This window comes from Christiangramia gaetbulicola (assembly GCF_003054225.1).
Classification (GTDB): Bacteria; Bacteroidota; Bacteroidia; order Flavobacteriales; family Flavobacteriaceae; genus Christiangramia; species Christiangramia gaetbulicola.
Genome location: NZ_QBKQ01000002.1, coordinates 702,623 through 726,257 on the forward strand (window position 1 = coordinate 702,623; position 23,635 = coordinate 726,257).

A 23,635-nucleotide genomic window follows, 5' to 3' on the forward strand; every position below is an offset into this window, starting at 1 on the left:
ACCGATCACGAAGTGTCGGGATACTCACCTACTCTGTAATTGTCAAGAACCGTAGTCCTTGGGTCAGCATTTTTTCAATACTTCAAAAATATAAAATCAGACTAATATTAAACCCTGGAAATTAAATAGTAAATATTTTGCTCTCAGGATTTATAAATGATCCTGGTAACAATTCTTATAGAAAAGCTATATTTTAAAACCAGCAAAACCATAATATTTGACCTTACAGGTAATAATCTTAAAAGGATGGGAGATCAAAATAAAAGTATTGAAATTGGATTTTTAGATCATGTAGCTATTAGAGTATCAGATATTGAAGCATCTGCAGATTGGTATAAGACTGTACTAGGCCTCAAAAAATATAAATTACCTGAATGGGGTGAATTTCCAGTTTTTATGTTAGCGAATAGATCTGGAGTTGCACTTTTTCCGGCTAATACAAATCATAAAGAATTGGACATCGATTCGAAAAATGTCAAAATCGATCATTTTGCTTTTAATGTAGATAAGGAGAATTTTGAAAAAGCTGAAAAGCGATACCAGGAACTGAATCTTGATTATACCATTCAGAATCACGTCTATTTTAAGTCTATTTATACAAAAGACCCTGATAAGCATACCGTAGAACTTACGACCATTCTCGTTGATGAAAATGAATTCTATAAATGAAAGTCAAAAAAAATCTCCTGAAGCTTTCACTTCAGGAGAGTTCCCCTAATATTTATTATTTGGTATACGGTAAATCACTGTAGCTCCCAATCCAGAAATATAAATATCTCCAGATTCACCTACGGCCACTCCATCGAAGGACCAGGTTGGTGGTGAGCCTAAACCTAAACCAGGTGGACTTAATTCAAGTCCTTCTGCCAGGATTGTTTTATTTCCAGTAGAAAGTTCTATACGTGATATGCGTGCCGCTCCGGTTTCAATCACGAGCAAGCCACCTTTATTATCCAGGGCAAGTCCTTCTGGATTCATTAGATCTTCAGCAATAATTACCGGATCAAGAGGTGTTTTCCCATCAAAATCTATTCGGAAAATAGTTCCTGTAGCCCAATCGGCACTCCAGAGGCTTTCGCCGTTTGTTGCCAAACCACTCGCAACTGAAAGATCTGCTATTTTAGACTCATCACTGGCCCAGAAAAGGCCTCCAAGTTCAAAATCTGAAACTATTAGATCATCTGCAAAGCGAACCGCGTCTATAGGAACAGGAAATAAGTAATTTTCCAGGACCTGTTCATTTTGAGGATCCCAGACCTGTACAGCTCCGCTAAACCAGGATGATATCACTAGATTACCAGAATCGTCGGATGAGAGGTTCATAGGTAAGATTAAAGATTCAGGACCTTCTGGAACTAAAAAACCTTTATAAATATTCAGTTGCTTGCCACTAGTGCCATCAAATTGCCTAAGATTGAATAAATCTGCTTCATAAACATACTCCTTATTGTTAGGTCCAGACAAAACAGCCAGGCCAGAAGGTGCAATCATCCCACCAGGGCTTAATATACGATCCTGCCCACTTTTCAGGATCTCTGCTACCCAGCCTTCATCATTATTGGTCATATAAAGTGAACCATCCTCATCAAAGGCCATATTATCCAATCCGGGCTGAAGTTCAGTAAAAAGAGTTTTCTCCCCGGTGGAAATATTGATTTTAAACACCTCCCCGGTTTGATCTAAAACTGTGAGCATACCTTCGGAGTCAAATTTGGCGGATGCGGGATTCTGAAAACCGGTAGCTTCAATTCTTACAATTCCATCACCAAAAGGATCTGAAGAAACCGGAATATCGGCATCAACGTCTACGCTTATCACCAGGCCTGCGGCAAACAATGGTCCGTATAAGCGGCCATCAGGCCCAAAATCGAATGCATTAAGGAATCCGAGTGGAAATGGATTTTCAGGAGTAGAAACGATAATAGGTCTTGGAGGATCACTAAGTTGAGGATCGAGCTCATACAATCCATCTCCCAGGAAGTCCAGGGCTACAAATAGTCGGCCTTCCGGTGAAAATGTGATAGGGTTAACTCCGGGCGCCACAAATTGATAGCCTAATTGCTGTCCATCCATGGTCATTCTTCCCACAAACCCGGTTAGAATATCTGTCCAGTAAAGTGTACCATCAGGTCCAAATACAAGATCATCGGGTCCCAATACCCCGTTTTCTGTTCCAAACCTGTTTATGATCTTTCCATTATTCTTATCCATTACAAAGATTGCCTGACGATTTACGCTAGCAACATAGAGATTACCATCAGGTCCAACATCAATCCCATTAGCTCCATTTAAAATGGCTCCCTTGGTTAAAATTTTCAGATCTGCTTTTAAAGATTTTTTAGTATTCTCAGCTTTTGAATGGACTTCCTCAAGATTTTCTTCCGGTTCCATACTACAGGAGAGAAATAAGGTTAGTAATCCTAATAGAAATAGCTTTAGAATTAGCTTTACGGGCACTACTTTGAAAGTGTTCATTTTATGGCGGTTTATATGATTACGTTTTTATATGAAACCTAAAAAGCAAAATGAATTGGTAATGATAACCATACAGGCGGGAGGTAATCTGCAGTTTAAATCGGATTTTCAATTTACGATATTTAACTGATAATCAAACACTTATAATTAATAGTTGTGATTTATTGCCAGGTTAAAAGAAAGAAACACCCAATTTAAAGGTGTTTACATACAACGTAAAATGATAAAAGATTTTAACTGTCTCTCTGAAATAACCAGGAAAACCCTATATATCATTATTTTACCATTCAACTTCAGAAAATATATATCTTTAGAGAAACCAACCTCTAATGATAAAATTCTTTAGAAGAATTAGACAACAATTGCTTTCAGAAGGAAAAACTGGTAAGTATTTGAAATACGCTATTGGAGAAATTGTTCTGGTGGTCATTGGAATTCTAATTGCGCTACAGATCAATAACTGGAATGAATCGAATAAACTTAAAAAAGAAGAATTTGTTTACTTAAAAAGACTAAAATTAGATCTGGAAAAAGATACTGTCTATTATAATCAAAGTATTGCGAGAGCTAATCTATTAATTGATAGGAACACCACATTCTTAAAAAAGATCTACGAAGAACAAAGGTCGATCGAGGAAGGCAAAGACCTCATGAATATACCATTGTGGGATTCTGAATATCTAACTATCCAGGACAATACCTTTAGTGAACTCGTAAGTTCAGGAAAACTAAATATTATTTCCAGTCCCATATTAAAAGTAGCTGTGGTCGATTTTTATCGTAAAATAGAGGTCCAGGAGAATTATATTAAAGAGTTCAATGAATATTCACGGGAACTAATGGCCAATTATGTTAGTGCTCATCCGGGAACTATAAAACAAACCAGAAAGCCAGAAGAATTAGCAGAAATTTTAAATACCAGCATGTTTCGAATGGAAGATTTTCAATTTCTTAATAGTCCTTCTAATTCTCAATTTCAGGCCTTGGAAGACATAGTTCTGGTCTATAAAAACAAACATGAAATATTCGTTGAGCTGTTTCAAGAATTAAAAAGTGAATCAAAACACTTAATATCTCAAATTGGACAGGAATTGAATGAAGAATAAGAACATGAAAAAGGCTAATCTAAAGTAAAAAGTAACCACAGAAAAAAATAATTAACTTGATCACCTAAACAGATTTTCAAAGTATCCTGAAGTGTTGGAATCGCATTCCTTTTCCAGCAGATTATTTTCAATAGTATGCTTATCGCAAGCTATGAACCAGGAGAGATTATAAAAATTAAAAAGATTATCATGAGAAATTCAATTCTAACCCTGATGTTTTTAACTCCTCTATGTCTATTTGCCCAAAGTTCTGGTTATAACATTTCCTCATACCATACAGAGGGAACCAAGGCGCCAAATACACATTATATTGGTGAAGCCTGGCTAAATCCAATAATTCACGATGACGCCGAATTAGGTTATAACATCACCAAGGCAACTTTCAAGGCAAACTCCACTTTAGACTGGCATAAACATAGTTCTGTACAGGTTCTAATAATAGTAGATGGCCAGGCCTATTACCAGGAAAGAGGAAAAAAACCTGTAATTCTAAAACAAGGTGATATCATAAGATGTGAGAAAGATACCGAGCATTGGCACTCATCGACTATAGAAAATGATGTTACCTATCTGGCTTTCTATAGTGGTGAACAACCAACAATCTGGACCGAAAAACTCACTCAGGAATATTATGATAAGGTGCCTGAAATGCTAGAAAACCAATAGATAGTAGTAATTGTGGAGGACATGTGAATTTAGTTGGAAAAATTTCGCGTAAGCCTGAGGGTTCATTACAATTAACCTTCAGCTTGAAGATGGATTATTTGACTTTATCTAGATCATGTAAAAACCGTTCCCTAAGTATACGGACTGCCTCCCTTATTCGGTCAAATGGGGATAACCTCGACCTGGTAGAATATAGTAACCATGTAACAAGTCTTCCTGATTATCGTCATATTTCAAATCATGTTTGGGATATCAACAAAAAATTAGTTTTCTCAAAATCATAGAACCTATAAAACTGATAATTAAAGAAAATCAGAAATAATGGCTCATAACATCAAACAAAATCAGTTAGTCAAAACGGCAAGAATTGCGGGAATCTGGTATCTGCTTCTAGCCATTTCAGGTGTATTAGGGTTTCTTGTATATCATCCTCAGATATTCGTTTCAGGAGATTCAGAAAAAACTTTAACCAATTTAATCAACCTCGAATCCATTGCAAGGCTGAGGCTTCTCTTGGAATTCGCCATAGTAGTATCTCAAGCTCTAACCGCCGTATGGTTTTATAAATTATTTAAAAACTCCAATGAATGGGCGGCCTGGACATTAGGCATATGGGGAATGGTAAATTCTGTAGTAATAATGCTTAGTGCCATATTTATGGCATCTGCGATAAGTATGGCGAACTCCGCTAACCAAATTTTCGAAGAAAAAGTTTTACTCATACAAATTTCACAAGAGGTAATCGCAAACGCCTGGGGAGTTGGAGGTTTATTCTTTGGACTTTGGCTTCTTCCCATGGGATACTTGGTGATCAAATCCAGAATGATGCCTGTCTGGTTAGGGAGAGTTATATTAATTGGCGGAGTGGGATATCTAATAAGCACCATTATTAACTACCTCGGAATTGATCTTCCTTATAACAGGATTTTAATTCTTCCGGCTACAATAGGAGAGTTCTGGATGATTGGATATTTATTAATTTACGGAGTAAGAACGGTTAAGGAATAGTAATGAAACAAGGCGATTCAAAACAACGAATCATAGCAAATAGTTGGTATTATCGAAAAAGCATAATTTTAAAACCCAGGAGGGCAAAGAGTTTATATAATATCTGAATGCTCGGTGCGGCGTCCCCTACTCTAGCATTTATCGGGAAATGAGATCAATTGAAATCATTTTTCAAATTAATGAAAACTAAAAATGATTAGAATTAAGTTACTCGTAATCACTATTTCATTGCTTATTTTGAATTCTTGCAACGGAAAAAAAACCAGTAATGATCTACAGCCCGTCAATACTGAAAAGAAATTAAATACCCCTGAGTCAAATACTAATAACCAAGAAAACAAGTATTTTTCGAGTTTAGATAATCAGATAAGTCAGGTCGTAAGAACCATATTTCAGGATAGTAAAGGTAATTTATGGTTTGGAACTCAAAACGGAGCATTCAAACTACAAGGAGATTCATTAATTCAGATGGATAAAATAGTAAGTGCATCTGGAAAAGGGGTAACTATTAAAGATATTACCGAAGCCAGGGATGGAAAAATATGGTTGGGTCATACAGATGGAATAAGTAGTGTAGATGGAAATATCGTGACCAATTACTATGAATCAGATGGTTTGATAAGCAACGATGTTTGGTCTGTTGCAGCCGATGATAAGGGCAATATATGGATTGGAACTATAGAGGGCATGTGTGTTTTTGACGGTGAAGAATTTAAAGCCTTCAAGCTTCCCGAAGGTAAAAAAGACAAAACTTTAAGTATTTCAAGCTCAAAAATGGTTCATAATATCTACCAGGACACTAAGGGCACACTTTGGTTCAGTTCGAATGCAGGCCTGTTTAGCTATGTCAACGATAGCCTGACGAATGTTTCGGAAAGAACGGGGATACAAACGAATTTTATCAATGAAGTTTTTGAAGATAAAAAGGAAGAATTATGGGTCTCTACAAAAGCCGGCTTATACAATTTGAAAAAGGACCATTCAGAAAATATAACCGAAGGGAAAATTGAGACCGGAAAAGGGATTGGAAGTATCGCTGAAGATAAAAACGGAAATCTTTGGTTTGTTTCAGATCAGCATCATTTATTCACTTATGATGGAGAAAATTTGATCGAATTTGAGCAAACCGAAAATAATAAAGCACCGGTTACTTTTGAAATTTTTAAAGACCGGGATAACCGACTTTGGTTCGTAGGTTTTGGAGGAGCTTATAGGCTGGAAAATGGGAATTTTATAAATGTAACCAGGAACGGACCCTGGTGAAAGAAATAAAAAAACAAGAATACGATTAACTGATATTGCCCGGAATCCCTAGAAAACTGTAGTTTTAAAAACATAAAAAAATTATACGGAGGAAGAATAACTCTAATTCTTAATAACACTTATACTTGATCTTTAGGCCTGGATTTTAAAGATCGCTTTGGAACTATGACAAAGAAAAAAAGAACCTGGTTTTTTAGAATAGTTTTACTAATTGGAACATTAGTATCATTATATTTTGTACCCTGGCCAATTGTTATAGCATGGATCACTCCACTTCCTAAAACTGTACAGGAACAGGTTGATAAAGCTCCCGATTACGGTTTTGACGGAATTATCGTTTATGTCGATAAAAATGAAAAAGCATCTGAATTCTATGCTGCAGGCTATAAAAATAGAGAAACCAAAACACCGGCTGATCCGCATGCCTTATTTAAAATCGCCAGTGTTGGTAAACTTTACAATGCTTTAGCTACCGCCAAACTTGTTCGCAGCGGGAAACTTTCTCTGGATAAACATCTGGCAGATTACCTGCCTGAATTAAGAGGTAAGATTGCCAATGCAGATAGAATCACTTTGAGAATGCTGGTGCAGCACAGAAGCGGAATTCCGAATTTTACAGATTCCTATAATTATTGGGCTGAACCAAAAGAAACCGATGAAGAAAACCTCGCGCTGATCTATGATTTACCGGCAAATTTTGAACCCGGTGAAGACTATGAATATTCTAATACTAATTATCTTCTTCTTGGCAGGATCATGGATAAAGTACTGGGTTATGATCATTTTCAATTCATTAAAAATGAGGTTTTAAGACCCTTAGAACTAAATAACACTTTCAGATCTATAGACGAGGTCAATACAAATGATGTCATGAGTGGTTATTATGTGGGATATGAGACCGATCTAAAGACAGAAGATAAAAGATCCATGTTAGCAACCGCAGAAGACCTGGGTAAATTTATCAGGGCCTTAAATAATGGTATGGTTTTCAAAGATAAAAAGGAACAGGAAATTTATTCTTCGATCTACAATTATGAGCATACAGGTCTAATCCCAGGTTATCAAACTATTGCTAAATATCATAGTGATATTGATGCGGTAATCATCCAGTTTACGAACACAGTGAACTTTGAAGGATACAACTGGAGCATGTCTGAAATAATGTATGACAGGATTTTAAAAATACTGCGGAACGAAAAATAAGATTACTTCTGAGAAAGCATACGGTACCGCTAGAGATAAAAAAATCACTTGATTTACTGAAAAAGGTTGCTTCATAACCTACTGGTAATTCAGGTTATTAGCAATATTCAGGTATGGAATTATCTCTCCTGCTTAAAACTATCTATTCTTAAGTTCAGCTAACTTTAAAATTTAGCTCTTTCTTCCTTTGAATATATCTTCAGTAAACATTCAATTGTTTAATTATCATATATTTAGAGGGAATACTGAATCGTTTAAGATACAGTACAGCGTTAAATAATTGAATTTGTAATTATGAAAGCACTCTGCCTTTTTGGATTTTTATTGCTTTTAATTCCTGCCTTTACAACCGCTCAAAATCTAGGTTCTAATACTTCGAAGCAAGAAGTACTGGATGCACAATCTGCAAGGATAACCGCAATGCTCAACGCAGATTTAGGAAAACTAGACGAACTTTTAACTGAAGACCTTAGTTACGCCCATACAAATGGCTGGACCGAAACAAAATCTGGATATCTTGAAACTATAAGATCTGGAAAGATCGATTATGTTTCATTTGTACCCAAGGTTGTGGAAGTCAGAGTTTATGATGATTCAGCGGTTCTGACCGGAAAAGTGGATGTTAATTTAGGGAGAACAGATTTTAGTATCAGGTTTCTTGAGGTTCAACGAAAAGTAGATGGAGTCTGGAAACTCACCGCCTGGCAATCGGTCCTCAATAAAGTCGATTAGATTAAGCTGATCAATAATTTATCCAAGATAAATATGAAAAAAATATCCTTCCCTTCAGCACAGGCAATACTTTTGATCATTGCAGCATTTGTTGCGGTACTTACCTGGATCGTACCAGCCGGTACGTATGCATCTCTTACCTATGATAGTTCTGAAGATGTATTCCTGAAAAAGGATGGAGATAAAATTGAGAAGCTCCCGGCCACCGCACAAACCCTGGAAATGCTCAAAGTCAAAATTCCTGTAGAAAATTTTACTTCCGGTGCTATTTATAAACCCATCAGCATCCCCGGGACCTATAAGACAGTTGAGGCAAAACCCCAGGGATTAATCGAATTTCTTCAGGCTCCCATTAAAGGGATCATAGAAACTGCCGATATTATTTTCCTGGTCCTAATCATCGGTGGTACCGTAGGAGTTGTAGAAAGGTCAAGGGCGTTTAATGCCGGGATCCAGTGGTTATCTGAATTCCTGAAAGGAAGGGAATATATCCTGATTATAAGTACTACCGCTTTGATCGCTCTGGGAGGTTCTACTTTTGGATTTGGTGAAGAGACCATAGCCTTTTTACCCATCCTGGTCCCGGTTTTCCTGGCGGCCAAATATGATGCTTTGGTTGCTATTGCCTGCGTTTTCCTGGGATCGCAGGTAGGCGTAATGGCTTCCACCACAAATCCTTTTTCTACCATCATTGCTTCAGATGCCGCGGGAATCGTATGGACGACGGGGCTCTATGGCAGGATCGCCATGTTCATTCTTTGCGTAGGTATTACCATCATCTTTATTCTGAAATATGCCCGGAAAGTAAAGGCAGATCCTGGCAAGTCGATAATTTTTGATCAGAAAAAGAATATCGAAAAACTTTTCGCGGTAGATCCAGACCTGAAGATCCCAAAGCTTACTCCAAGGCTAAAGATCATTCTATTGGTTTTTATAATCTGCTTTGTAGTTATGGTATATGGGGTGATCGCATTGGACTTCTGGTTTATAGAGATGACGACCGTTTTCTTTTTTGGAGCCATCATTATCGGGTTTCTGGCCAGGATGAAAGAAGACACTTTTCTAAATGCGTTTATGAATGGTGCAGGCGATTTACTGGGGGTAGCTTTTATTATTGGCCTTGCCCGGGGAATCTCTATTTTAATGAGCGATGGCCTAATAAGTGACACTGTTCTTTACACCGCCGGTAGTTTTACCGAGGGTATGGAAAAAGGGGTTTTTATAAATACGCTTTTCGTGGTGTATAATTTCATCTCGTTCTTTGTGTCATCCACCTCGGGCACCGCGGTTCTTACCGTACCTATAATCGCCCCTTTGGCCGATACGGTTAATATTGGCAGAGAAGTTATTGTAAATGCATACCAATTTGGACACGGACTATTTAATCTCATTAATCCTACCGGTTTGATCCTGGCATTCCTGGGAATCGCGAAAATTGGATACGATCGCTTTCTGAAATTTATCTGGCCATTATTAGTCATCCTGGCGATCGTGATCATTGTATTCCTATCGGTTTCCGTTTGATCCTGACTTCTTCAGGCCTGAATTGGATAAATCGGTGGTTTATATGTAATTGATAATTCTAAAGAAAGACATTCAAACTTATTTTTTCAGGCTGTATATCACAGAGGTAGATAACAACTCTTTTGCCCTCCCAACCCCATTAATATTATTTCAGTTTTATACTTATTGAATTCAAAGGCCTACTATTCCGGCTTAAACTTTAGTCGCTTAGGAAGCTTTTTATAAGCATTAGCATAAAAAATCAGGCAACCAAATAATACCATTACCATCGAATGGTCTTGGTCGCGTAAAATTAAATTAGTTTCTTTAGCAGGTGAAACCGTTAAAATTCCAACTCACATCCACGAATCTATCAACCTCCCTTTAACTTAAAGCACTAAGTACAAAAGCCTTAATAAATCCATCATGAGAAAATATCTTATTTTATTTCTACTTATAGTATCTGCAACAACTCTCTTTGGTCAGGGAAAAGAGAATTATATCATCAGTTTCGAAGAAAACTCCGCCTGGATAAATAATTTCAAAACTGCAGAATTCGAAAATAGAACAAGGCTTTTAAAACAAAGATTAGTGGCAGATCAGGAAATTTATTTCAGCCCGGCCTATTCTCATGGTAAAACTCCGAAGCAACCGGACTTTGATACCATATCTCATGTAAGACCGCTATATTTGATAAAAACCAAAGGTGAAGAACAGGTCTTTTTACCCGCAAACCCTGATAAGACATTAGTAAAAAAATTGGCATCCATTCTGGATCAGGAAAATATCGCATCCCTTGAGCTAAAAGAGGATGAAACCACAAAAGTGATCTATGGAGTAAGAGGATCTTATGGGATCATAGTGATAGATCTTAAAAATAAAGACCTATATACCCAGCTAAAAGAATTGATCCAGGATCCAGCGTAAATTACCTTTAAAAAGAGGTTTGGAGCTTTTAGCATTAGCGGGATATTTAATTAAAAACAAACAGTACTAATCTCAAATTATTTGAAATCCCATAATCCTTATCGCATGGTCTTAAACGAACATTCCACCCATTGATTTTGAAACAAATGAGATTACTCTTATGTACTTTATGGATCTTGATTTCTGTCACTGGTTATTGCCAGAACAAAGGCTTTAAGGAAAACAAAGTTTTTAAGTTTTACAATGAAGATGGTTTAGAATTAAGCAGAAAGGAATTTTACCAGTCTAGAAAGAATTCAAGTAATATTCAAATGTATTTAGAAAATGATACCGCCAGGTTTGGAATTCTATATTACAGGGAAAATATGGCATTTTAAAAGATTCCACGTTTAATGACTTAAAAAATTACCTCAATACATTTAAAAGCGATCAAATTGGTTCTGAAAACTTTATAGTCATAAATTTTCTTACTGGAGTTTCCATAGAGGATCAGAAAAAAAGATCGCGATCTACCTGGAATATTTTTAATAGAAACTATATAAAAAAGCTAAATAAAATAACTGATGTTTCTCATTTCTGGATTTCATCTATAGAAAAAGAAAAGCTGAAATATTTTTATAGTAACCGGGTGGACTGGCATAAGGATGAGAAGAACTTAATAAAAAAGTTGTTTTTCCCTTTTGAGCTATCTGACGGATATTATATCATCATAAACCCGGAAGGTAAATACTACTATTACTTAGGAGAGTACAGCAAATATAATATTTGGGAAAAGACCGAGGAAATGCTAAACCTGTAATAATTACAAATAGGTTTTCTTAAAATCCAGTGCATCAATCCATTTTCCATATTTTTTTAGTAAATTCTCTAAAGAGATTGTAAAATAAGTTTAGCACGCAAACCAAAACCCTACCATAGATGACCTTTAAAACCAAAATCTCGAAAAATTATAGTTCGGGAAATTCTATTTTCTCAATAACAAGGTCATTTCTATTAGGTATACTCTTCATTTTGCCATTACTGGGCTTTTCACAAAAACAAGACAGTCTTCAAAAACCTCTTATCCCTAAGGATAAGATCGAGCTATTAAAGAATATAAATATCACCTTCGATGTTCGTATGGGTTTTCAGGCCTACACTTTTCGGGGCGGTGATAACTATTATAATGGCCTGCAGTTCCAAAATGGCTTTACGGCTTTAGGGATATCAGGAAAATTACATGAAAAAGTATTTTTCAACTTCAGGAACAGGTTTAATAAGAATAGTGATGTTCAAACCCTGGACAGGCTGGGGAGTAATATCGAATTAGCTTACGTCGAGGTTAAAGCCGCTCCAAAGCTGGACCTTCTGATGGGTAAAATGACTGCCTTCTACGGAGGTTACGAATATGAATTCAGTGCTTTAGACATTCTCGAGTATAATGATATCTACGGAAATGCCCTGGCATTTGTAACCGGCGCCGGAATTACTTACCAGGCATGGGATGATCACAAATTTGGCTTCCAGGTATTGAATTCCCGTACCATGCATTATGATGACCTGTATGGTGATATTGCTGCAGAAAACGTCCAGGAACCTGATTGGCCAGTAGCATTCGTGGGAAACTGGAGGGGAAGTTTTTTTGACGGAAAATTACAGACCATATATAGCGCCAGCCACTCCATCGAGGTAAAAGACCGGGGTACAACATTTTTTACCTTAGGCCATAAATATGAAAACCGGAATCTTGTTCTAATGTATGACTTCCATTACAGCTTTGAACAAATAGACACCAAGGGTATTATAACCAGTATCATCAGTGACGAGGAAGTAGCTGAAAATGTAGAGTATATCGAGAACTGGTTAAGGGTTGAATATAAGTTCAGTCCAAAGTTCAAGGGCTTATTAACCCTGATGACCAGTAGCGCCTATGACAATGTAAAAACCAGCAAAGACTATATTAGAACCAGCTACGGGATGATCCCAACCCTATATTACACTCCTTTTAAAAATATAGACTTCAGGTTTTACGCGGCTTATATAGGCCGATATTTTGACTACTCTAATTTTGCTGAACAGGAACTCGGGGTCACCAGTTATAATAAAAATGAATTTAGGATAGGTATCATTGCTCCCCTCCACTTATTATAGGTGTTCAGAATAGATTCAGATAAGTCGTAACAACGCATATTTCAAAGTTCTTCTATCCTTTCTTCTAGTCATATCCTAGGATTTTAAAATTTCAAGGATTTCCATAATAAATTGTTAATGGAATAAACAGTATAAACCTTCCTGAAAACAGGTATAGACTTTTCGAAACCTCTCTAATTACTACCCTTTCAAGACTTTCTAGCTTTATTTTTTAGATATCCAAACCCATAGAATCAGACTATAGAGAATCTCATTTTTTAACATTTCTTTTTATAAGTCGGTAGTTTATTTGTAATTTATCGGCTATGAATTTAAAAATGAAGTCATTTTTTATCGTTCTTTCAATTATTTTATCAGGATGTACTCAGGGAAATCAATTTTCTGCTGATGAGAATGGAATGTTTAATTCTGGTAAGGATAATATCCCATTTAAAGTATCCAAAGATCTGGACGCCATAAAAGAAGATGGGGTTTTACATGCCATCACGATCTATAATTCCACGAGCTATTTCCTGTATAAAGGAATGGCGATGGGTTTTGAATATGAGCTATTATCACGTCTTGCAGAAGATCTTGATCTAAAGCTGAAGATCACTGTGGCAGATGATATAGATGATCTTTTTGAAATGCTGAATAATGGTGAGGCAGACCTCATCGCATATGGTTTGACCATCACCGAGCCACGAAAAAAACTCGTAAGTTTTACAGAGAATCATTATGTAACCCACCAGGCTTTAGTTCAAAGAATGCCGGCGAACTGGAGATCTTTGCCCGGTTATAAGATCGACAAACAGTTGATTTCAAATACCCTGGAATTAATTAATGACACCGTTTGGGTTCGGGAAAATTCATCTTATGCAGAAAGACTTAAAAACCTGCAGGATGAGATCGGGGCAGAAATTCCTATAGAACATATTGAAGGAAATATTACTACAGACGAGATCATTAGAATGGTTGTAGATGGCGAAATAGACAGGACCATCGCAGATTATAACATCGCCGCCATCAATAAAACCTTCTACCCCATTCTTGATATAGACACCAGGATCTCTTTCTCACAACGTATCGCATGGGCCGTCAGGCAGAATTCTCCTGAATTGCTAAAGGCAATAAACAAGTGGATCGCCAAAGAGAAAAAGATGGACGATTATTATGTCATCTATAATAAATACTTTAAAAATAAGAAGTCTTACCGCGGAAGGATACAAAGTGACTTTTATAGTAAGAACGGTAATAAGATTAGTAAATACGATGATATTATAAAAGAGAATGCCTCTAAGATAGGTTGGGACTGGCGTTTTCTTTGTTCACAGGTTTACCAGGAATCCCAGTTCGATCCCAGGTCTAAATCCTGGGCCGGTGCCAGCGGTCTCATTCAGCTAATGCCTGCTACAGCAAAAGAAGTTGGGGTTACCAATTCTTTTAACCCAAAACAGAATATTAAAGGAGGGGTTAAATACATTAATAGAATTCGAAATAGATTCGAAAATGTGAAAGATTCCATTCAGAAAGTAAAATTTACCCTCGCTGCCTTTAATTGCGGACCCGGCCATGTTTTTGATGCAATGCGCCTGGCCGAAAAGAATGGTAAAGATCCCCTTATCTGGGATGATAATGTAGAGGATTATCTTTTAAAACTCAGAGAAAAGAAATACTATCAGGATGAAGTGGTTAGACACGGTTTTGTAAGAGGAGCAGAACCCTACAACTATGTGAGGGATATATTTTTACGCTATGAGCACTATAAGCAATTTATAGAAGAAGAAACCACCATTTAAATTCTGTTTGAAAATTAATCAAGTATTATCCCGATTCCTATTTTCTCAAGTAAATATGGATTATGATCAATAACCAGAATATCGTTGGTTTTACTTAGCTTTTTCAGGATCTCAAACAAAAGATCGATATCCGCATAATGTAAACCTGTGCTGGGTTCATCTAAAATATAGAGCTCATTTGACGCATTATCCTGTAACCAGTTCAACAACAGCAGGCGCTGCTTTTCTCCTGAAGAAAGTGTTTGCACCGGCTGATCCAATCTTAGATATGCCAATCCTATCTCTTTTAATCGATCCAGGAAATGCAGGTTTTGTCCAGAAAAATTCACCTCTACAAGCCATTCCTGAAATTCTTCTATGTTAAGAGAGAGTACCTCAGCGATATTGCTGGAATTAATCGTATGCTCTAAAATATGAGACTGGTAGCGCTGTCCATGGCATACTTCACATTCTTCGATCGCATTTGCAGTTACGTCCAGGCTGGTTTCAACATAACCCATTCCTTTACAATTGGGACACTGACTCGTCTTTGTTTTATAAGAAAAATCCTTAGCCTTTAGATCTGAGCCTTCAGCAAAGATCTTGCTGATATCTTTCAGCAGGTCCAGGTAAGAAACCAGTAAGGTCTTCGAATGTGAGCGCAGTTTTTTAGACTCAAAATAGTGTGCTGCCCCATAATTTATTGGAAATTTTATACTGCTGCAATTAACCAGTTTTCCTGTATTAATGCTTGGTATAAGAATCTCCTTCACCAATGTGGTTTTCCCAATTCCAGATTTACCACTTATCGCCGTGATACCACCAACCGGAACTTCCAGTATTTCTTTTTCCAGCGAATGTTTTGAAAGATCTTTGATGATAATTTGATCATCGCCTTTTTCAAATTTAACTGCTTTAGATTTAGTTTTAAGGAAAGGATGACTATCTGGTAGTTTTATAAATTCCTGTGGAGTTCCCTGGTAAGTAATATAACCACCCAGTTTTCCAGCCTGCGGTCCTATCTGTACCAAATGATCGGCAGAAAGAATGATCTCTTTATTATGTTCGATAACAAAGACTGTGTTGCCCTTCGCAATAAGCTCTTTTAAGATATTGATAAGATCTGGAATATTATCACTAGATAATCCAGCAGAAGGTTCATCCAATAGATACGTAATGCCTTTTAGCGGAGAGTTCAACTGTTTGATCAAAGCGACCCGTTGATTCTCCCCACCAGAAAGCGTGGTCGATTTTCTATTGAGTTGCAAGTGATCTATGTGCAATTGCTTTGCCCTCTTAATGGTATTCACCAAATGAGGTTCTATCCTGGATATTAATTCGTGGTCGATCGCAGCATACTCATTTAAGGAAGAAAGCCATTTTCCCAGGTCGGTAAGGTGCATGGATTTTATTTCATGAATAGACCTACCTCCTATTTTAAAATCAAGACGTTCAGGCTTTAGCCCGCTTCCTGAACAGTGACTACATTCAGAAGGCGAGAAAAGCGCTTTAAGCCTGGCAATGTTCTTGTTTTTCCTGGTCTTATAATATTCTTCTTTCAGGTAATGGAAGAGTCCCTCCCATTTCATTTTAATGGGCTGTACTCCTTCCCTGGTTTTGGTTTTAAAGGTCCACTCGGTCTCCCAGATCTTTTCACCGTCTCCATGGAGTAAAATATTCCTTTGTTCTACGTTTAGATCTTTAAAAGGAGTTTCCAGGCTAAACCCGTATGTTTTACCCAGCTCTTTCACGATCGCCATATATTGGCTCCCCGGCTGTCCATAATAGGCCAGTGCTTTGTTATGCTCAAAAAGTCCGTCAGCGATACTCTTATTTACGTCTTTTACAATTTTATCCATGTCAGGTAATAATTCCTCTCCATAACCATCACAGATCGCACATTTCCCCAGTTCATGATTATTCGAAAAATGACTGGCAGATAGGTCACTTCCTTCAAATTGCGCTTTCCTGGAGAATGCAAAACGAAAGATCTTATCTATACCGGTTTGTTTGGAAATATCAGAGCGTTCGGTAAAACTTCTTTCCTTGCGAGTGATACAGATCGTGGGACTAAGCCCGGTGATATTTTCCACCTCGAACTGAAAATTCACTCCGGCCCTGGATTGCTGGTAAGAAGTGAATTGCCTAGTCATTTCCTGTAATCCGTAACCATGCAGGGTGTCTATCAAAAGAGAAGATTTCCCGGAGCCTGAAATTCCGGTAAATACGGTTAAGCGATGTTTTGGCAGATCTAGGTCCAGGTCCTTCAGATAATGTGTCCTGGCTCCTTTTATAGATATCTTTTTTCGGTCATCTTCTGAAAAGGTTTTGAATTCCTGTGGTTGAACCTCCAGGGAATTATCGAACCAGGTATCGCAAGAAGTTTTAAATAACTGATGGTTCTCAAAACATATAATTCCAGCGGTCTGCTTTTTCAACTGATGCAAGGCTTTTAGCAATTGTCTTACATTCTGTTGATGTAAACCTATACTTGGTTCTTCCAGAATCAATAAGGTCTTCTTAGATTGCTTGGCAAAATGTTTAGTAAGTTTTATACGTTGAGCCTCTCCACCGGATAACGTATTTGATGGCTGACCCAGTTTTATATATCCCAGGCCTAATTGCAGCATCAATGAAAGGATCTTGGTGATCTGTTTTTCATTGCTGAAAAAATCATAAGCTTCCTCTATGCTCAGATCATATACATCTGCGATACTCCTGTAGTTCCAATGTGCTTGTAGTACTTTATCTTTAAAGCGCTTTCCGTTACAGCTGGGACAAACCTGGTTAATAGTTCCCAGTACGTTCATAGATAAAGTGATGACCCCGGCGCCTTCGCAATTTTCACATCTCCCCTTTTTATTATTGAAGGAAAAAGCTGCTTTGGACAACTTCAGGCTTTTCGCTTCAGGAGTTTTCGCAAAGAGATCGCGAATTTTATCGGCCAGGCCAGTATAGGTCGCGGGATTACTTCGGGGAGTTTTACCTATGGGCTGATCTGAAACCGTTGCGAGGCCAAGTTCTTCCCTGTCGGAAAACTCATGGAGTCTTTCAACCACTTCTGCTGTCTTTCTGGATACAACGCATAGTTCTCCGGCGGATGGCTCAAAATTGTCTATTGAAACTCTTTTCGCTGATTTGGTCTCAACTGATGGTTCTTCCCGTAATTCAATTAAAGTAGGACTATCTAAATTTTCTGAGTTCAGAAATTCCTGAATGGACCCATTAAAAACGATCTCTCCCCCATGAATACCAGCCTGCGGCCCCAACTCTACGATCCAGTCTGCGGAGCGTATAAAGTTTAGATCATGCTCAACGACCATCACCGTATTTCCTCGTTTAATAAGTCGGTTCAGAATATGCCTTAAATGGATCTGATAATCTTCAGCTAGACCTATGGAAGGTTCATCAAAAACATAAAGTATGCCCTGGAGATTGCTATTTACCTGTTTTATTAATCTTATACGCTGGGCATCTCCAGAAGAAATATCGGCACTGGAAGTACCTAAACTGTATTCTTCCATCCCCAGCCGGATCAGGTCGAATAATTGAGTGGTGATCTTTTCTACCAGTGCCCTTTCCCCACCTGTCAATTTTTGCGATTGAAGCTTCTCATATAAAATTTTCAGGGGAAGCTGCATCCATTCATGAAAGTTCAGTCCTTTCCATTTATATTTTAGATGTTCAGCTTTAATGCGCGCTCCTTTGCATTTTGGGCAGATACTGGAACTCACAAATTTTAAAATATTCTTATTCCGGTCCCGCTTTAAGATATCGGTCATAATAGGAAGAATCCCCTTATAATAGCCTTCTTCACGAGGCTTGGCTTTAAGACCCTGCCATCTCAACCTTGATTCTATACTATGCTTTCCGTAGAAAACTTTAATACGGTCACTGCCGTTCAGAATAACATCTTTTTGCTCAGCATTAAGCTCTTTCCATGGTATGTCTACACTAAAGCCATGAGCTTTACATACTTTATTCAACTCCTCCACGGTCACCTGTGAATAGACAATGTACCCATTGGGAAGCGTGGTGGTGATGGCGCCCTCCCTCAATGTCTTGTTCTCATCTCCCAGAAGTTTAGCGATATCTATATATTCTGCTTCCCCTATCCCATGACAGCGATCACAGGCTCCCTTTGGATGATTAAAGGAAAATAATGATTTACTCATAGTCTCTTCCCCGGCATATCGTGCAAAAAGGATCCTGAAATAGGAAGCCAGTTCTGATAGAGTTCCAAAGGTGGCATTAACAGACCTGAAGCGTTTTGATTGTCCCACCTTTATTACGGGCGGAAGCGCTTCTATATCATCTACCTCTGCAGTAGGAATAGACTGGGCGTTTTGCTGATTGTATGCTGGCAGGCTCTCCAGAAAATAACGATATCCTTCATTAGCGATGACATCTATAGCCAAAGACGACTTGCCTGAACCAGATAAACCGGTCACCACGATCAATTGATTTTCAGGAATATCGAGGTCAATATTCTTGAGATTGTTCTGGTGGGCATTTATTACTCGCATATAGGGTCAGGAATTTTTTGAAAAAAGATAAAGATAGAAAGATTAAAACGGCTTAGAAGGTTAAATCCTGATAGTTATCCGGGTCGCATCCATACTCAACTAAAGTATATTTAGAGCCGAATCAATATTAATTAACAAAGAAAGGATCTCTTAGTAACCACTTCATTATTTTTACAATATGATCGTAATAATAGGAGCTGGTCTATCTGGCCTTCTAACAGGTTACCGGCTAAAGAAAGAAGGTATTCCCTTTAAAATTCTTGAGGCAAGATCCAGAATTGGAGGAAGAATCAATACAATATATGGAACAGAAAATACACCCGTTGAAATGGGTGCTACCTGGTTTGGTAATCAGCACAGACATTTAATCTCTCTCCTGGAAGAATTAGGAATTGGATCCTTCGAGCAATATATGGATGGTACCGTATTTTTTCAGCCCTTCTCTACTTCACCAGCTCAATCCATACAAATTCCCAGTCAGCCACCCAGCTATAGAATTTCCGGAGGCACATCCAATCTTGTGAATACTCTTTATCAAAATTTGGATCAAAATGATATAAAATTAAATCAATCGGTAAAAGAAATCAGATTTCAGAATGATTCGGTTCAGGTAATTACAGAAGAAGTTTTTAAAGGAGATAAAGTTGTTTTGGCCATTCCGCCTAAATTATGGGCGAAGAATATAGTATTTGAGCCTGATTTACCCGATAATTTAATGAGTATCGCTCAGCAAACGCAGACCTGGATGGAAGACTCCATTAAAATTGCTCTAACCTATAAAAATCCATTTTGGGAAGAGGAAAATCTATCCGGAACTCTTTTCAGCAATACGGGACCTGTTACAGAATTATATGATCATTGCGATCACCAAAGATCTAAATACGCGCTTTGTGGATTCATCAATTCATCCTTTAAACAACTTACTTATTCGGAAAGGCGTGAAAAAGTAATTGATCAAATAAAGAATGTTTTTGGAGAGAAAGCTGAAGATTTTACTGATTATGAAGAATGCATCTGGAGTAAAGAACAACACACTTTTGAAACATCTGATATTCCTCTTTTTCCTCATCAAAACAACGGAAACCAAATATTCAGCAGATCCTTTATGAATGATAAACTATTAATTTCCAGCTCTGAATCGGCCTTAGAATTTCCCGGTTATATGGATGGAGCAGTCTATTCAGCAAATGAAACAGCTAAGAAAATTATTGCACGCTAATAATAAAGGTTTGTATTTACTAAATTTGGTGATCATACAACCTAAGGAATCCTCAACAAGCCCGGGCATTAATTTGAATAAATGAGACCTTTCCCACTAAAAAATACTATTGTCCTTATCCTAATAATCTTATGTATTATTGCCTGTAATTCACCAGCAAAAATATCTGGAAAATTAGAAGACACAGAAAAGAACGATACAAAAATTTACCTAATTGAACCTGGATCTTTAAAGGAAGTAGCCGCTTCATTTTTCGGAAAAGTCCTGGATTCTGCTGTGATAAATTCTGATGGCAGCTTTGAGTTCCACAATCTGCCAGAATCTGAAGAAACTGTATTGTTAGAATTAGCTATAAAACAACCCGGAAAGTCTCCTAAATATTTACAAACAGGCGATCCTTCGAAGGCTAATTATATGCCTGTCATTTGGCAATCTGGAGTGCCTCTAAAAATCACCGCGAAAACAGATGAATTTCAAAAAAGTTTTTCAATTGAACAGCCTTCAGAAATCAATAAAGCTTTGTTAGACCTTAGGGATATGAAGCAGAAAGCTTATCAAGCCTATCTTGCAGGAAAGCAATGGCAAATAGAAGATGGTAGCCAATTGCTGGAAAAGGAACACGCTATTTTACAATATCAGAAGAAGCTGATAAACTTTGCTGATAGCACCCAGTATTTAATGCCTGCAATGTTGGCTTTGAGATGGGTGAGTCCGGAGAAGGATTATGAACGGGTGCCGGAATTTCTGGTAAGTCAATGCAACAAATGGAAGGAAAAACAACCAGGTCATCCATGGGTAGAACAGTTATGTAAAGTAAGTGAACCCTCTAATTTACCGGTTCTGGTAGGAGATGTATTTCCAAATCTCAGGCTTCCCATGATCACAAAGGATACAATATCCCTAAAAGAGCAATTAGGAGACAAGCTGACTATTATAGACTTGTGGGCATCCTGGTGTGCTCCATGCCGAAAAGAAAATCGTAATATTCTAGCACCCATCTGGGAGGAATATCATGAGAAGGGCCTACAAATTATTGGTTATGGTCTGGAAAGTGATGAGTCTGCCTGGAGAGCAGCTGTAGAACGTGATGGAGCCAATCGCTGGTTACAAGCATCAGATTTACAGGGAGACGATGCGCCTTTCCTGAAAAAAATCCGTGTTCGAACCATTCCGGCTAATTTTATTCTTGATGATAGAGGGATCGTTATTGCTAAAAACGTTCATGGAAGGGATTTAATAGATCTGGTAGAAAATTATATCCAAAGAAAACAACCCCGTAAATCTCAGTAGAATCTATTGGTCATTATGATATTAGCAGTACTATTTGATGAATATTAAAACATGCCCACCCCGTTAATAATACACTCCTATTACAGTGAGAATGTTGCTGATATTTAGAAAAATGCAACAGGATACTCATAAAATAATAGCCTGTAAGTAATCCTGTATTTAGTTAATCGAACTGTTTAGAAAACATAAATACAACTGAACATCAATGAATTAGATTAACAGTCTAAAGAAATTGATTAACTTCATTGAAGTATTCGGAATCCTTAGCCCTATTTCTGAATTGATCTCCGCTTTTTTTACCAGTAAAATCTCAAGCCAATGAAAATAGCAGTATTTAGCACAAAAGTTTATGACCGGGAATATTTTGAAAAATATGGTAAGGATGAGCTATTTGATTTTACTTTCTTCGAAACCAGCCTTAGTGCCGCCACGGTAAATCTAACCCATGGCTTCGATGCAGTTTGTGTATTTGTGAACGATAAGGTAGATGATGAGACTATAAACGGCCTGGCTTCCAACGGGGTTAAATTGATCGCCCTAAGGTGTGCTGGTTTTAACAATGTTGACCTGGAATCTGCGAAAAAGAATAAGATCAAAGTGGTTAGGGTTCCTGCCTATTCTCCTGAAGCTGTGGCGGAACATGCCATGGCATTGATCTTAACCCTGAACCGGAAAACCCATAAGGCCTATAACAGGGTAAGAGAAGGTAACTTTTCTTTGAATAAACTTATAGGCTTCAACCTTTATAAAAAAACACTTGGAGTTATTGGAACGGGAAAAATTGGTGCTGCTTTTTGTAGGATCGGTCTTGGCTTTGGTTGCAAGATTATAGCTTATGATAAATATCCTTCAGAAGAATTAAAAACTTCCGGAGTAGAATATAAAACCCAACATGAAGTTCTTGAACAGGCAGATATTTTATCCCTGCACTGCCCGCTCACACCAGAGACAAAACATATTATTGATGCTGAAGCTTTAACCGGCATGAAAGAAGGGGTGATGATCATTAATACCAGTAGAGGTGCTTTGATAAATACCGGGGATATCCTGGACGGTTTGAAAGATGGGAAAGTCGGTTATTTAGGGATCGATGTTTATGAGCAGGAGGAAAACCTGTTTTATAAGGATCTTTCTGAAAGTATTATCCCCGATGATCTTATCCTGAGGCTTAATAGTTTTCCAAATGTACTCATCACGGCACACCAGGCTTATTTCACCAAGGAAGCTATGACCGAGATTACCATAACCACTCTTAATAATATTAAAAGTTTTAAGAAAGGTGAACTTCTGGAAAACGAAGTTTCCTGAAAATAATATAGATTCTTTTAATCGAATAAAGTGTTTTATAAAGCAAACGAATTAGAACTAAGACCAAGTATTCATAATTAATCACATCATCATGAAAAGAGAATTGATTTCCAACGGCAATCCTTTAGAAGATATTATTGGCTTTAGCCGGGCCGTTAAAGTTGGACCGTATATAACAGTGGGTGGAACCGCTCCTGTAGATGAAAATGGGAAAACTGTGGGCGTTGGAGATATTAAAATACAAACCAGAAAATGCATCGAGATCCTTAAGGCTGCTCTGGAACAAGCGGGATCGGGATTAGATGACGTGGTGCGAACCAGAATTCTTCTTACAGACATTAATAACTGGAAAGCCGCCGTGGAAGTACGCTCTGAATTTTTCAGGAAAATAAAGCCGGTAGATACGATCATGCAGGTTAGTAGTTTCGTAAACCCGGAATGGCTTATCGAGATCGAAGCAGATGCGATCATAGATGAAGCTTAGGCTTCTCAAGCTGAATGCTAGAATTTTATGATCGCATC

At 37.6% G+C, this 23,635-nt stretch carries 18 protein-coding genes and 1 pseudogene; 17 read left to right on the forward strand and 2 right to left on the reverse strand.

Annotated elements, in window-relative coordinates; all coding sequences use genetic code 11:
• Positions 1-156 precede the first annotated feature (156 nt).
• The gene (locus C8P64_RS09910; protein WP_245889692.1) at positions 157-669 is read left to right on the forward strand and encodes a VOC family protein; all 513 of its coding nucleotides are present in this window, start codon (positions 157-159) and stop codon (positions 667-669) included.
• Between the two features lie 45 nt (positions 670-714).
• Here the strand turns inward: C8P64_RS09910 and C8P64_RS09915 are convergent, their stop codons facing one another.
• Positions 715-2,475 (reverse strand): NHL repeat-containing protein, encoded by a 1,761-nt coding sequence (locus C8P64_RS09915; RefSeq protein WP_146167211.1) that lies wholly within the window; start codon positions 2,473-2,475, stop codon positions 715-717.
• Positions 2,476-2,804: 329 nt separating this feature from the next.
• Between C8P64_RS09915 and C8P64_RS09920 the strand changes: the two genes are divergently transcribed.
• The 12 genes and pseudogenes from C8P64_RS09920 to C8P64_RS09970 all read left to right on the forward strand — a co-directional run bounded on the left by C8P64_RS09920 (position 2,805) and on the right by C8P64_RS09970 (position 14,791).
• The gene (locus C8P64_RS09920) at positions 2,805-3,581 is read left to right on the forward strand and encodes a DUF6090 family protein (protein ID WP_108171909.1); all 777 of its coding nucleotides are present in this window, start codon (positions 2,805-2,807) and stop codon (positions 3,579-3,581) included.
• Between the two features lie 189 nt (positions 3,582-3,770).
• Positions 3,771-4,247, forward strand: coding sequence for a cupin domain-containing protein (locus C8P64_RS09925; protein WP_108172229.1), 477 nt, complete (start codon positions 3,771-3,773; stop codon positions 4,245-4,247).
• 321 nt (positions 4,248-4,568) lie between these two features.
• Positions 4,569-5,255 (forward strand): DUF4386 domain-containing protein, encoded by a 687-nt coding sequence (locus C8P64_RS09930; protein ID WP_108171910.1) that lies wholly within the window; start codon positions 4,569-4,571, stop codon positions 5,253-5,255.
• A gap of 192 nt (positions 5,256-5,447) precedes the next feature.
• Positions 5,448-5,681, forward strand: a pseudogene (locus tag C8P64_RS16735) (two-component regulator propeller domain-containing protein); the annotation flags it as partial.
• Between the two features lie 42 nt (positions 5,682-5,723).
• Positions 5,724-6,518, forward strand: a complete 795-nt coding sequence (locus C8P64_RS09935; protein ID WP_245889693.1) for a ligand-binding sensor domain-containing protein — start codon at positions 5,724-5,726, stop codon at positions 6,516-6,518.
• 165 nt (positions 6,519-6,683) lie between these two features.
• Entirely contained in the window at positions 6,684-7,721 is a 1,038-nt protein-coding gene (locus C8P64_RS09940) for a serine hydrolase domain-containing protein (protein WP_108171912.1), read from the forward strand.
• A 294-nt stretch (positions 7,722-8,015) separates the two neighbouring features.
• The gene (locus C8P64_RS09945) at positions 8,016-8,453 is read left to right on the forward strand and encodes a nuclear transport factor 2 family protein (RefSeq protein ID WP_108171913.1); all 438 of its coding nucleotides are present in this window, start codon (positions 8,016-8,018) and stop codon (positions 8,451-8,453) included.
• Positions 8,454-8,486: 33 nt separating this feature from the next.
• On the forward strand, positions 8,487-9,977 hold the full coding sequence (locus C8P64_RS09950) for a YfcC family protein (protein ID WP_108171914.1): 1,491 nt from the start codon (positions 8,487-8,489) through the stop codon (positions 9,975-9,977).
• A 405-nt stretch (positions 9,978-10,382) separates the two neighbouring features.
• Positions 10,383-10,883 (forward strand): hypothetical protein, encoded by a 501-nt coding sequence (locus C8P64_RS09955; protein WP_108171915.1) that lies wholly within the window; start codon positions 10,383-10,385, stop codon positions 10,881-10,883.
• Positions 10,884-11,029: 146 nt separating this feature from the next.
• Positions 11,030-11,260 (forward strand): hypothetical protein, encoded by a 231-nt coding sequence (locus C8P64_RS09960; RefSeq protein WP_108171916.1) that lies wholly within the window; start codon positions 11,030-11,032, stop codon positions 11,258-11,260.
• Between the two features lie 541 nt (positions 11,261-11,801).
• A complete protein-coding gene (locus tag C8P64_RS09965) occupies positions 11,802-13,013 on the forward strand; it encodes a porin (RefSeq protein ID WP_108171917.1) in 1,212 nt (403 codons plus the stop codon).
• Between the two features lie 317 nt (positions 13,014-13,330).
• Positions 13,331-14,791, forward strand: a complete 1,461-nt coding sequence (locus C8P64_RS09970; RefSeq protein ID WP_108172230.1) for an MltF family protein — start codon at positions 13,331-13,333, stop codon at positions 14,789-14,791.
• A gap of 14 nt (positions 14,792-14,805) precedes the next feature.
• On the opposite strand, the gene C8P64_RS09975 is transcribed toward C8P64_RS09970, so the two are convergent.
• The gene (locus C8P64_RS09975; RefSeq protein ID WP_108171918.1) at positions 14,806-19,296 is read right to left on the reverse strand and encodes an AAA family ATPase; all 4,491 of its coding nucleotides are present in this window, start codon (positions 19,294-19,296) and stop codon (positions 14,806-14,808) included.
• A 178-nt stretch (positions 19,297-19,474) separates the two neighbouring features.
• Between C8P64_RS09975 and C8P64_RS09980 the strand changes: the two genes are divergently transcribed.
• The 4 genes from C8P64_RS09980 (at position 19,475) to C8P64_RS09995 (ending at position 23,597) form a co-directional block, all read left to right on the forward strand.
• Positions 19,475-20,515 carry a flavin monoamine oxidase family protein gene (locus tag C8P64_RS09980; RefSeq protein ID WP_108171919.1) on the forward strand — a complete coding sequence of 347 codons (1,041 nt, stop codon included), beginning with the start codon at positions 19,475-19,477 and terminating at the stop codon, positions 20,513-20,515.
• An 81-nt stretch (positions 20,516-20,596) separates the two neighbouring features.
• Entirely contained in the window at positions 20,597-21,805 is a 1,209-nt protein-coding gene (locus C8P64_RS09985) for a TlpA family protein disulfide reductase (RefSeq protein ID WP_108171920.1), read from the forward strand.
• Between the two features lie 318 nt (positions 21,806-22,123).
• The gene (locus tag C8P64_RS09990) at positions 22,124-23,113 is read left to right on the forward strand and encodes a 2-hydroxyacid dehydrogenase (protein WP_108171921.1); all 990 of its coding nucleotides are present in this window, start codon (positions 22,124-22,126) and stop codon (positions 23,111-23,113) included.
• A gap of 91 nt (positions 23,114-23,204) precedes the next feature.
• Positions 23,205-23,597, forward strand: coding sequence for a RidA family protein (locus C8P64_RS09995; protein WP_108171922.1), 393 nt, complete (start codon positions 23,205-23,207; stop codon positions 23,595-23,597).
• Positions 23,598-23,635 lie beyond the last annotated feature (38 nt).